Consider the following 11,146-nt stretch of genomic DNA (forward strand, 5'->3'; position numbering starts at 1 on the left):
CCTGATCGACCATACGTCCGAGAGCTGGGACAAATCGGACGGGATCCGCGATCACCCCGCGCATTGACACAACCCTGACGCGCGCCTGGTGGCGCGGGGCGTTGGTCACACCCCATATGCGCCCCGTACGGGAAAGCCGGGGCAAGCCGAACTCCCTTTCTCCGCCACCCTCCTGACGAACCATAACGATCTTCTTCCGAGGCATCGTGCCTGGTCGCGGGGGCTGCCAAGATGACCGCATGAGAAAGGTACGGACCGCGCACACCGCGGAGCTGGGCGGCGATGAGCTCAAGGCCGTCCGAGCGCTGCTCGACGCCGCCTTCCAGGGCGGCTTCACCGAGACGGACTGGGACCACACCCTCGGCGGGGTGCACGCGACGGTATGGGAGGGCGAGGAGCTGATCGGGCACGGCGCCGTGGTCCAGCGGCGGCTGCTGCACGCGGGCAGGGCGCTGCGCACCGGCTACGTGGAGGGCGTCGCGGTGCGCTCCGACCGCCGCGGGCAGGGGCACGGCTCGGCCGTGATGGCCGCGCTGGAAGGGGTCGTGCGCGGGGCGTACGAGCTGGGCGCGCTCTCCGTGGCCGACGGCACCTCCGGGTTCTACGCGGCCCGCGGCTGGCAGCGCTGGCAGGGCCGTACGTGCGCGCTCACCCCGACGGGCATGGCGCGGACCGAGGAGGACGACGGGAGTACGTACGTCCTGCCCGCGGGCGCCCGGCTCGACCTGACGGGGGTGCTGGTGTGCGACTGGCGGAACGGGGACGTCTGGTAGGCGCTCACGCGAACGCGGAAGCGCGAACCCGGAAGGCGGCCAACGCGGAAGCGGCCCGCCCCTGTTGAGTGGGGGCGGGCCGCTTCGCTGTACCGGGGGGCCGGGTGCTGGTCGGCCGTACCGGGCAGCTCTGGGCGGGCTCGCTCGGCTTTCGGCTGGCTCGCTCAGTTCCTGGTGGGCTCGCTCAGCTCTTGGCGAGCTCCTCGAGCGCGAGGTTGAGCTCGAGCACGTTGACGCGCGGCTCGCCGAGGAAGCCGGCGGTGCGGCCCTCGGTGTGCTCCTTCACCACCTTCTCGACCTGGGCCTTGTCCAGCCCGTTGGCCTTGGCCACCCGCGCCGCCTGGAGCTCCGCGTTCTCCGGGGAGATGTGCGGGTCGATGCCGGAGGCGGAGGCCGTGAGGGCGTCCACCGGGACCTCGGACTCCTTGACGCCGTTGAGCTCCGCGTACGCCGTGCGGCGCTCCTTGACGGAGTCGAGCAGCACCTTGCTGTCGGCCGCGAGGTTGGAGGCACCGGACAGCAGGATGCTGTACTGCGTGTTCACGCTGTTGGTGCCCGCCGCGGACGGCCGGGGCTGGAACCACTTCGGATCCGGCCGCGGCGCCTCCTCCGGGTCGGAGGGGTTCTTCTTGGGCAGGTCGTAGGTCTGGCCGTAGAGCGTGGAGCCCACGACCTTGCCGTTCTTCTCGATCTCGGACCCGTTGGCCTGGTCGTGGAAGACAGCCTGGGCCACCCCGGTGACGAGCAGCGGGTAGAGCACACCGCAGACCAGGGTCAGGACGAGCAGGGCGCGCAGCCCCGCCCCGAGCAGCCGTGCGGAGTTCACGAAGGAGTTGTTCATGCCGTTCACCCGATGCCAGGGATGAGAGAGAGGACCAGGTCGATGATCTTGATGCCGATGAACGGCGCGATCAGGCCGCCGAGGCCGTAGATGCCGAGGTTCCGGCGGAGCATCCGGTCCGCGCTCACCGGCCGGTACTGCACGCCCTTCAGGGCGAGCGGGACCAGCGCGATGATGACCAGCGCGTTGAAGACGACCGCGGAGAGGATCGCGGACTCGGGCGAGGCCAGGCCCATGATGTTGAGCTTGTCCAGCCCCGGATAGGCCACCGCGAACATGGCCGGGATGATCGCGAAGTACTTCGCGACGTCGTTGGCGATCGAGAAAGTCGTCAACGCGCCCCGGGTGATCAGCAGTTGCTTGCCGATCTCCACGATCTCGATGAGCTTGGTCGGGTTGGAGTCCAGGTCCACCATGTTCCCGGCCTCCTTGGCGGCCGAGGTACCGGTGTTCATGGCCACGCCGACATCCGCCTGCGCGAGCGCCGGGGCGTCGTTCGTACCGTCGCCCGTCATCGCGACGAGCTTGCCGCCCGCCTGCTCCCGCTTGATCAGCGTCATCTTGTCCTCGGGCGTGGCCTCCGCGAGGAAGTCGTCCACGCCCGCCTCGTCCGCGATGGCCTTGGCGGTCAGCGGGTTGTCACCCGTGATCATGACGGTCTTGATGCCCATGCGGCGCAGCTCCTCGAACCGCTCCCGCATGCCCTCCTTGACGACGTCCTTGAGATGGACGACGCCCAGGACGCGAGCGCCCCTGGCATCCTCGACGGCCACGAGCAGCGGTGTGCCGCCCGCCTCGGAGATCCTGTTGGCGATCCCGTCGGCGTCCTCGGCGACCGTGCCGCCCTGCTCCCGCACCCAGGCGATGACCGAACCGGTCGCGCCCTTGCGGACCTTGCGCCCGGCGCCGTCCTCCGTCAGGTCCACGCCCGACATGCGGGTCTGGGCGGTGAACGGCACCCACTCGGCGTTCTCCAGCTCGCCCTGGTGCCGCTCGCGCAGCCCGTACTTCTCCTTGGCGAGCACGACGACCGAGCGGCCCTCGGGGGTCTCGTCGGCCAGCGAGGAGAGCTGGGCGGCGTCCGCGACCTCGGCCTCGGTGGCGCCCTTGACCGGTACGAACTCGGCCGCCTGGCGGTTGCCGAGCGTGATCGTGCCCGTCTTGTCGAGCAGCAGCGTGGAGACGTCGCCCGCGGCCTCGACCGCCCGGCCGGACATGGCGAGCACGTTCCGCTGCACGAGCCGGTCCATGCCAGCGATGCCGATCGCGGACAGCAGCGCGCCGATCGTGGTCGGGATCAGGCAGACCAGCAGCGCGGTCAGCACGATCAGCGACTGCTCGGCACCCGCGTAGATCGCGAAGGGCTGGAGGGTGACGACGGCCAGCAGGAAGACGATCGTGAGGGACGCGAGCAGGATGTTCAGCGCGATCTCGTTGGGCGTCTTCTGCCGGGCGGCACCCTCGACCAGGTTGATCATGCGGTCGATGAAGGTCTCGCCCGGCTTCGTCGTGATCTTGATGACGACGCGGTCGGACAGCACCTTCGTACCGCCGGTGACCGCGGACCGGTCGCCGCCGGACTCCCGGATGACCGGGGCCGACTCACCGGTGATCGCCGACTCGTCGACGGACGCGACGCCCTCGACGACGTCGCCGTCGCCCGGGATGATGTCGCCCGCCTCGCAGACGACCAGGTCACCGATGCGCAGCAGAGTGCCGGGCACCTGCTCCTCGGTGCCGTCCACGAGGCGCCGCGCGACGGTGTCGGTCTTGGCCTTGCGCAGGGTGTCCGCCTGCGCCTTGCCGCGGCCCTCGGCGACGGCCTCCGCGAGGTTGGCGAAGAGCACGGTGAGCCAGAGCCAGATGGCGATGACCCAGCCGAACCAGTCACCCGGGTCCTTGATCGCCAGCACGGTGCTGACGACCGAGCCGATCTCCACCACGAACATCACGGGCGACTTGGCCATGACGCGCGGGGCGAGCTTCCGGAACGCGTCCGGCAGCGACTTCACCAGCTGCTTGGGGTCGAACAGGCCGCCGCCGACGCGGCCGGCCTTGTGCCCGGTCGGCGCGTCCTGGTGCGGAGCCAGGGTCGGAGTGGACATGGAGGTCTCTTGCTTCTTCACTTCGGTGGTCATGACGACAGCCCTTCAGCCATGGGCCCGAGGGCCAGCGCCGGGAAGTAGGTCAGACCGGTGATGATGATGATCGTGCCGACCAGCAGCCCCGCGAAGAGCGGCTTCTCGGTACGCAGGGTGCCCGCGGTCTCGGGGACCGGCTTCTGCTCGGCGAGCGAGCCCGCCAGCGCCAGCACGAACACCATGGGGACGAATCGGCCGAGCAGCATGGCCAGACCGATCGTGGTGTTGTACCACTGCGTGTCGGCGTTGAGGCCCGCGAAGGCCGAACCGTTGTTGTTGGCACCGGAGGTGAAGGCGTACAGCACGTCCGAGAAGCCGTGGGCGCCACTGCCGCCGACCGCGTTCTGCGCCGTGTTGTAGATCGAGTCCGGCGGGGTCGGCAGCGCCATCGACAGCGCGGTGAAGACCAGCACCAGCGCCGGGGTGACGAGGATGTAGCACGCGGCGAGCTTGATCTCCCGGGTGCCGAGCTTCTTGCCGAGGTACTCGGGCGTACGGCCGACCATCAGGCCCGCGATGAACACCGCGATGATGGCCATGATCAGCATGCCGTAGAGGCCGGAGCCGACACCGCCGGGGGCGATCTCGCCGAGCATCATGCCGAGCATGGTGACGCCGCCGCCGAACCCGGTGAAGGAGGAGTGGAAGGAGTCCACCGCACCGGTCGAGGTCAGGGTCGTGGAGACCGCGAAGATCGAGGAGGCGCCGATGCCGAACCGGGTCTCCTTGCCCTCCATCGCCCCGCCGGCCGCCTCCAGCGCCGGGCCGGAGCCGTGGAACTCGGTCCACATCATCAGGCCGACGAAGGCGAGCCAGATGGTGGCCATGGTGGCGAGGATCGCGTAGCCCTGCTTGACGCTGCCGACCATCCGGCCGAAGGTCCGGGTCAGCGCGAACGGGATCAGCAGGATCAGGAAGATCTCGAAGAGGTTGGTGAACGCGTTGGGGTTCTCGAAGGGGTGGGCGGAGTTGGCGTTGAAGTAGCCGCCGCCGTTGGTGCCCAGCTCCTTGATGACCTCCTGCGAGGCCACGGCGCCGCCGTTGATCTGCTGAGTGCCCCCGGTGAGCGTGCCCACCTCGTGGATGCCCGCGAAGTTCTGGATCGCGCCGCAGGCAACGAGGACGATCGCACCGACGATCGAGATCGGGATCAGGATGCGGACGGTGCCGCGCACCAGGTCGGCCCAGAAGTTGCCCAGCTCACCGCTGCGGATGGGGGTCCCCCCTGCTCGAGCGGAGCCGAGAGCTCGGGGGAGGGCGAAGCCGCGCACCAGCGCGACCGCGACCGCGATGCCCACGGCGGCGGAGACGAAGTTCTGCACCGCGAGACCGGCGGTCTGCACGACGTGGCCCATGGCCTGCTCGCCGTAGTACGACTGCCAGTTGGTGTTGGAGACGAAGGACGCGGCGGTGTTGAACGCCTGGTCCGGGTCGATGGAGACGAAGCCGAGCGACCCGGGCAGGCTGCCCTGGAGCCGCTGCAGCGCGTAGAGGAAGAGCACGCTGACGGCCGAGAAGGCGAGGACCCCGCGCAGGTACGCGGGCCAGCGCATCCCGACGCTCGGGTTCGCGCCGATGCAGCGGTATATCCACCTCTCGACGCGCAGGTGCTTGTCGGAGCTGTAGACGGCGGCCATGTAGTCGCCGAGCGGACGGTATGCCAGGGCCAGCGCGGCGACGAGCGCGAGCAGCTGGAGCACACCGGCGAGGACGGGGCTCATGATCTGGCTCAGAACCTCTCCGGGAAGACGAGGGCGAGGACCAGGTAGCCCAGGAGGGAGACGGCCACGATCAGACCGACGATGTTCTCGGCAGTCACAGCTTCGCCACCCCCTTGGCGATGAACGCCACCAGCGCGAAGACCGCGACCGTGGTGACGACGAAGGCCACGTCGGCCATCGTGTGCTCCTAAGACGTTCGGACTTACTTGAACTTGACCTCAGAAGGAAACACTTGAAATGACCGTTGTTGTCCGCCGTTGACGGCTCCCTTACGGCCATTAGCGCGCCCTTGACGACTTCCTGACGCACGCCGCCGTGACCGGCCGCTGACCAGCGAGAAGCAGCAAAAAGACCGGTGGGTCGCACTCCGTTTTCGGGAGTGCGACCCACCGGTCAGGACGTGTATCAGGCCATCTCAGGCCACCGGGACCGCGTCCACCGCGCCCCGGCCCCGGTCAGCGGATCTCGCTGATCTCCGGCCCGCGCTGCAGGCGGTCCACGCCGCCCGCGAAGCGGGAGCCCTCGGCCTGCTCCTGCTGGACGCCCTCGGGCACCATCTGCGCGTCGTCCGGCAGCTTCAGCACGATCGGGTCGCGCGGGGCCATCGGGCCCTCGCCGCGCAGCACCACGGTGTCGCGGAAGACCTGCTCCAGCACGCCCGCGGCCTCCGGCTGCACCGCGCCCTGCCCGGAGATCACCCCGCGCAGGAACCAGCGCGGCCCGTCCACACCGACGAAGCGCACCAGCTGGACCCCGTTGGCGCCGTCCGGCAGCTGTACGGGAACCTGGGCGCGCAACTCCCAGCCGAGCGGGCCCTCGACCTCGTCGACCACACCGCCCTGCTGGGTGATGCCACCGGCGATCTCGGACCGGACCTCGCCCCAGATCCCTTCGTTCTTGGGCGCGGCGAACGCCTGCAGCTGCACCGCGCTGTCCCGCAGCACCACGGTCGCGGCGACGATGGAGTCACCGGCGACCTCGACCCGCAGCTCCATGCCCTCGACCCCGGGGACGAGGATGCCGCCGAGGTCCACCCGGCCCTCTTCGGCGTTGCGGACCTCGGAGATGTCCCATGGCCCGTCGGGGCGCGGGGCGGGCGGGAGGCTCACCCGGCGCTGCTCCCCGTTCTCCTCCGCGGCGCCGTCCGACTCGAACTCCTCCGAGTCCACGCCGTCGGCCAGCGGCTCGGCTGCGCCCGCAGTCTTCTCAGCGTCTGCGCGTCCTTTGCGACGACGTCCGAACACGTCACTGTCCTTCCCGGCCGTGAACGACCGCTGCGTAATCCATTCCCCCGGCGGGGCCGCCCACCGCGGCGTGACCACCGGTGGACCCGAAGCCCCCGTCGGCACGTGCCGAGCCGGGAAGCTCCGCCACCTCGTGGAAGCGGACCCTCTCGACCTGCTGGACGACCAGTTGGGCAATCCGGTCCAACCGCTCGAATCGAACACTCTCGCGGGGATCCAGATTGACCACGATCACCTTGATCTCTCCACGGTACCCGGCATCGACCGTCCCAGGAGCATTGACCAGGGCCAGACCGCAGCGGGCGGCGAGGCCCGACCGCGGATGCACAAAGGCCGCGTACCCGTCGGGCAGCGCGACAGACACCCCGGTGGGCAGCACGGCCCGCTCTCCGGGGGCCAGCTCGGCCGCCTCGGTGGTCACCAGGTCCGCCCCCGCGTCCCCGGGGTGCCCGTACGCCGGAATCGGCACCTCCGGGTCCAGGCGCCGGATCAGTACGTCGACAGGGTTGCGGGTCACGGGTTCACCTCGAGTGCGCGGACCGCCTTCACCTGCTCCTGCTGAGCGAGCACGGCCTTGATCTCCGCGGCCCGCCCGTGGTCGGTGAAGTGGTCGATGGGGACCTTCACGAACAGCGCCGTCGCCCGCACGGCCACCCGTCCGTCGGGGCCGCCGAGCCGGCCGACGGCGGCGGAGTAGATCTTCCGGCCGTGCACGGCCGTCGCCCGCGCCTCCAGGTGCAGCACCGTGCCCACCGGCACGGGGCGGACGAAGTTCGTCTCCAGGCGACCGGTCACGGCGATCACCTGCAGTATCCAGTTGAGTGAGCCCAGCGTCTCGTCCAGCGCGGCTGCCAGCACCCCGCCGTGGGCCAGGCCGGGGGCGCCCTGGTGCGCCGACGCGATGGTGAACTCGGCGGTGACACTGGCGCCTTCGCCAGCGCGGGCGGCCAGGTGCAGGCCGTGGGGCTGCTTCAGGCCACAAGCGAAGCACTGGTCATAGTGGGGCCCGAGGAGCTCTCCCGGCGGAGGCGCGTCGGGGTGCCGCTCCGGCGCCACGGCACCGGTCGGAGGCTTCAGAGAAGCAGTTGGTCCACTCACGAGTGCTGACCCTACCCGCGCGCGCGGCGCGCGAGCGCGCGCGTGCCAAGCTGGTGCGCATGCAGTCCTACGAAGAACGCCTCACCGCGCCGCGCTCGTGGTGGCTCGTCGCCGCCCTGGCGGGGGTCGCCCTGGCACTGATCCTGCTCCCGTTCGGGCCGCTGCCGATGCTCGGCGGGCTGATCGGCGGCGGGGCGCTGGCGGCCGTGGTGATCAGCTCGTACGGCTCGGCGCGGATCCGCGTGGTGGCCGATTCGCTGGTCGCGGGCGAGGCGCGGATCCCGGTGTCGGCGCTCGGGACCGCAGAGGCGCTGGACGCCGAGGAGGCGCTCGCCTGGCGCACCCGCAAGGCGGACCCGCGGGCGTTCATGCTGCTGCGCAGCTACATCCCGACCGCGCTGCGGGTGGAGGTCACAGACCCGGAGGACCCGACGCCGTACCTCTACCTCTCGACCCGGGATCCGGAGGGCCTGGCCGCCGCCCTGGCCGCCGTAAAGGCCTGAGGCGTCGGGCCCGGGGCTCAGGCCTCGGTATGTCCCGACGGCCTCGGTACATCCCGACCCGGGTCCGAAGGGCCTGGCCGCCGTGGCGGCCTGGTACTTACGGGTCCGGGGCTCAGGCCTCGCTCTCGGGGGTCTCGCTCTCCGGCCCGGGGGCCCCGGGCTTGCGGAGGCTGTGGCGCTCCTGGTGCTGGAGCGCCTTGGGGCTGCCCGGCTCCTCGAACTCCTCGCGCAGCTCCAGGTCCGGCAGGGCCTCCCAGGGGACCTGGTGCTTGCGCAGATCCTTGCGGATCTTGTCGGCCACCCGCTGGGTCTCGCGCCGGTTCATTACCGCGCCGACCGCGGCGCCGATCATGAACGGCATCAGGTTCGGCAGATTGCGGAACGTGCGCTTGAGGATGCGCTGGCGCAGCTCGCGCTTCATCTGGACGCCGAGCGCGGCGTTGACCGTCATGGGCTTGGCGACGTCGATCCCCCGCTCGTCGGACCAGGAGCCCAGGTACGCGGCCACGCGCTCCTTGAGACCGCCCTCCGCCCGCCTGCCGTAGACCTCGTGGAGCTCGGCGATGAGCTTGAACTCCACCAGGGCGACGCCCACGACCTCGGCCGCCAGCTCGGCGGGCAGGGCCGGCGGCACGGGCATCATCGCCGCGGCGCCCACTCCGGCGCCGACGGCCGCGGAGCTCTTGGTGGCCCCCGCCACCAGCTTGTCCGCGATCTCCTCCGGGCCCAGGTCCGGGAACTGCCGGCGGAGCGTGGCCAGGTCGCGCACCGGGACGCGCGGCGCGCTGTCGACGATCCGCTCGGCGATCAGCCCGAGGCCGTGCCGGATCCCCCGTCCGCCCTTGCGCACGCCAACTCCGGCCGCGGCTGCGAGCGAGGCCGGGCGGCCTCGCTCGTCGCATGCGTCCGGAGAGGACTGCCGCCGCTCGAAGACGCCCCTGCGGGACGGCGTGGAGTCAGTCACGGCGAGCCGTTGTCAGGCCGCGCAGTCGCGGCAGATCGGCTGGCCGTTCTTCTCCGCGGCCAGCTGGCTGCGGTGGTGCACGAGGAAGCAGCTCATGCACGTGAACTCGTCGGCCTGGCGCGGGAGGACCCGTACGGACAGTTCCTCGTTGGACAGGTCGGCCCCGGGCAGCTCCATGCCCTCGGCCTGCTCGAACTCGTCGACGTCGACGGTCGAGGTCGACTTGTCGTTCCGGCGGGCCTTCAGTTCCTCAAGGCTGTCCGAGTCGACGTCGTCATCGGTCTTGCGTGGGGTGTCGTAGTCCGTTGCCATTTCGCTCTCCCCCTCTGGGTGTCTGCGGTGTCTCCAGCGCACTAACGCGTGAGAGGCCGGACTTGTGCCCGACCCGAGGCGGAGATTTTGCCTCACATCAAGGTCTGTTACTCAATCGACACCCAACCGCACCCCTGAAGAGGTGATCGGCTTGGATGGCGATCGGGACCGTACACGGTCCGAATGTCGCACCGCACACGGCCTCCCCGTGTACTTCCCGTGATCAGGACCACTGAAAACCAGGATTTTCCCGGCTTTCCCATGACCTGTGCGATCACGGAGAGTGGATGGCCGAAAATTCGCTTCTGTGATCGATCCCACACGGGGATACCCGAGGATAACTCGGAAATTTCCGTGTGAAACGAAGCGGGGCCAGCATCTCAGACAGGCAGGGTGACGCGCATCACGAGGCCGCCGCCGTCCCGCGGCTCCGCCGTGATACGGCCGCCGTGCGCCCGCGCGACCGACCGTGCGATCGACAGCCCGAGGCCCACTCCCTTGTCACTGCCGGTCCGCTCCGTACGGAGTCTGCGGAATGGCTCGAAGATGGAATCCACCTCGTACGCGGGAACCACCGGCCCCGTGTTCGAGACCATCAGCAGCGCCTGTCCCGACTGGGCCTCGGTGGTGACCTCGACCCAGCCGCCCGGGGTGTTGTAGCGGACGGCATTCTGCACCAGATTCAGCGCGATCCGCTCCAGAAGGATCCCGTTGCCCTGGACGACCACCGGCGCGCGCTCCCCGCGCAGCTCCACACCGGCCGCCTGGGCCTCCTCGCGGATCTGCTCGACCGCCTGCGAGGCGACCTCGGCGAGGTCGACCGGCTTGCGGTCCACGATCTCGTTGTCGCTCCTGGCGAGCAGCAGCAGGCCCTCCACGAGCTGCTCGCTGCGCTCGTTGGTGGCCAGCAGCGTCTTGCCGAGCTGGGCCAGCTCGGGGGTCGCCGAGGGGTCGGAGAGCTGGACCTCCAGCAGGGTCCGGTTGATCGCCAGCGGCGTGCGCAGCTCGTGCGAGGCATTGGCCACGAAGCGGCGCTGCGCGTCGAAGGCCCGGGCGAGCCGGCCCAGCATCTCGTCGAAGGTGTCGGCCAGCTCCTTGAACTCGTCGTCCGGGCCGTCGAGTTCGATCCGCCGCGACAGGTCGGTGGCGGCCACCTGGCGGGCCGTGCGCGTGATCCGGCCGAGTGGTGAGAGGACCCGGCCGGCCATCGCGTAGCCGAAGGCGAAGGCGATGACGCTCAGGCCGAGCAGGGCCAGCAGGGAGCGGCGCAGCAGGTTGTCCAGCGCGAGCTGGCGCTGGTGGTCCATGCACTCGTCGAGAGCGGCGTTGAACTGGTCGACGTTGGCCGTCTGGGCGAGCTCGGGGCAGCTGGTGCTAGTCGGCCGGAAACTGCCGCTGAGCAGCTTGAAGGGCAGCTCGTTGCCGCCGCTCAGCGCCTGGGCGGCGAGCAGGTAGATGATCAGCAGCAGGAGAATGCCGGCGATCAGGAACATGCCGCCGTAGAGCAGCGTGAGCCTTATCCGGATGGTCGGCCGCAGCCAGGGGAAGG

General features: G+C 70.2%; 12 protein-coding genes. 2 read left to right on the forward strand and 10 right to left on the reverse strand.

Annotated elements, in window-relative coordinates:
* Positions 1-239: 239 nt before the first annotated feature.
* Positions 240-773 carry a GNAT family N-acetyltransferase gene (locus tag AOK16_RS05205; protein ID WP_055471032.1) on the forward strand — a complete coding sequence of 178 codons (534 nt, stop codon included), beginning with the start codon at positions 240-242 and terminating at the stop codon, positions 771-773.
* A 184-nt stretch (positions 774-957) separates the two neighbouring features.
* On the opposite strand, the gene kdpC is transcribed toward AOK16_RS05205, so the two are convergent.
* From kdpC to AOK16_RS05240, 7 genes are all read right to left on the reverse strand, one after another.
* The gene (kdpC, locus tag AOK16_RS05210) at positions 958-1,614 is read right to left on the reverse strand and encodes a potassium-transporting ATPase subunit KdpC (protein WP_055471033.1); all 657 of its coding nucleotides are present in this window, start codon (positions 1,612-1,614) and stop codon (positions 958-960) included.
* A gap of 5 nt (positions 1,615-1,619) precedes the next feature.
* The gene (kdpB, locus tag AOK16_RS05215; RefSeq protein WP_055471034.1) at positions 1,620-3,752 is read right to left on the reverse strand and encodes a potassium-transporting ATPase subunit KdpB; all 2,133 of its coding nucleotides are present in this window, start codon (positions 3,750-3,752) and stop codon (positions 1,620-1,622) included.
* On the reverse strand, positions 3,749-5,476 hold the full coding sequence (gene kdpA, locus AOK16_RS05220; RefSeq protein WP_055471035.1) for a potassium-transporting ATPase subunit KdpA: 1,728 nt from the start codon (positions 5,474-5,476) through the stop codon (positions 3,749-3,751). The genes kdpB and kdpA overlap by 4 nt, the downstream gene beginning before the upstream one ends.
* An 8-nt stretch (positions 5,477-5,484) precedes the next feature.
* Entirely contained in the window at positions 5,485-5,574 is a 90-nt protein-coding gene (kdpF, locus tag AOK16_RS05225) for a K(+)-transporting ATPase subunit F (RefSeq protein WP_055471036.1), read from the reverse strand.
* A 357-nt stretch (positions 5,575-5,931) separates the two neighbouring features.
* Positions 5,932-6,720 (reverse strand): DUF3710 domain-containing protein, encoded by a 789-nt coding sequence (locus tag AOK16_RS05230; RefSeq protein ID WP_055471037.1) that lies wholly within the window; start codon positions 6,718-6,720, stop codon positions 5,932-5,934.
* 1 nt (position 6,721) lies between these two features.
* On the reverse strand, positions 6,722-7,237 hold the full coding sequence (dut, locus tag AOK16_RS05235) for a dUTP diphosphatase (protein ID WP_055471038.1): 516 nt from the start codon (positions 7,235-7,237) through the stop codon (positions 6,722-6,724).
* Entirely contained in the window at positions 7,234-7,818 is a 585-nt protein-coding gene (locus AOK16_RS05240) for a PaaI family thioesterase (protein ID WP_055471039.1), read from the reverse strand. The genes dut and AOK16_RS05240 overlap by 4 nt, the downstream gene beginning before the upstream one ends.
* 59 nt (positions 7,819-7,877) lie before the next feature.
* Here AOK16_RS05240 and AOK16_RS05245 point away from each other — a divergent pair, with 59 nt between their 5' ends.
* Positions 7,878-8,321 (forward strand): DUF3093 domain-containing protein, encoded by a 444-nt coding sequence (locus AOK16_RS05245; RefSeq protein WP_055471042.1) that lies wholly within the window; start codon positions 7,878-7,880, stop codon positions 8,319-8,321.
* A 112-nt stretch (positions 8,322-8,433) separates the two neighbouring features.
* Here the strand turns inward: AOK16_RS05245 and AOK16_RS05250 are convergent, their stop codons facing one another.
* The 3 genes from AOK16_RS05250 to AOK16_RS05260 all read right to left on the reverse strand — a co-directional run.
* A complete protein-coding gene (locus AOK16_RS05250; RefSeq protein ID WP_240483384.1) occupies positions 8,434-9,285 on the reverse strand; it encodes a hypothetical protein in 852 nt (283 codons plus the stop codon).
* A gap of 12 nt (positions 9,286-9,297) precedes the next feature.
* On the reverse strand, positions 9,298-9,597 hold the full coding sequence (locus AOK16_RS05255) for a DUF4193 domain-containing protein (RefSeq protein ID WP_055471040.1): 300 nt from the start codon (positions 9,595-9,597) through the stop codon (positions 9,298-9,300).
* A 380-nt stretch (positions 9,598-9,977) separates the two neighbouring features.
* Positions 9,978-11,146 (reverse strand): sensor histidine kinase (locus tag AOK16_RS05260; RefSeq protein WP_055471041.1); only part of this gene is annotated, 1,169 nt, incomplete at its 5' end.

Source organism: Streptomyces pathocidini, from assembly GCF_001418495.1.
GTDB classification, from domain to species: domain Bacteria; phylum Actinomycetota; class Actinomycetes; order Streptomycetales; family Streptomycetaceae; genus Streptomyces; species Streptomyces pathocidini.

Excerpts from the sequence above, each read along its gene's own strand:
- AOK16_RS05205 (WP_055471032.1), top strand. The coding sequence starts at position 240 with ATGAGAAAGGTACGGACCGCGCACACCGCGGAGCTGGGCGGCGATGAG.
- kdpC (WP_055471033.1), bottom strand. The coding sequence starts at position 1,614 with ATGAACAACTCCTTCGTGAACTCCGCACGGCTGCTCGGGGCGGGGCTG.
- kdpB (WP_055471034.1), bottom strand. The coding sequence starts at position 3,752 with ATGACCACCGAAGTGAAGAAGCAAGAGACCTCCATGTCCACTCCGACC.
- kdpA (WP_055471035.1), bottom strand. The coding sequence starts at position 5,476 with ATGAGCCCCGTCCTCGCCGGTGTGCTCCAGCTGCTCGCGCTCGTCGCC.
- AOK16_RS05245 (WP_055471042.1), top strand. The coding sequence starts at position 7,878 with ATGCAGTCCTACGAAGAACGCCTCACCGCGCCGCGCTCGTGGTGGCTC.
- AOK16_RS05255 (WP_055471040.1), bottom strand. The coding sequence starts at position 9,597 with ATGGCAACGGACTACGACACCCCACGCAAGACCGATGACGACGTCGAC.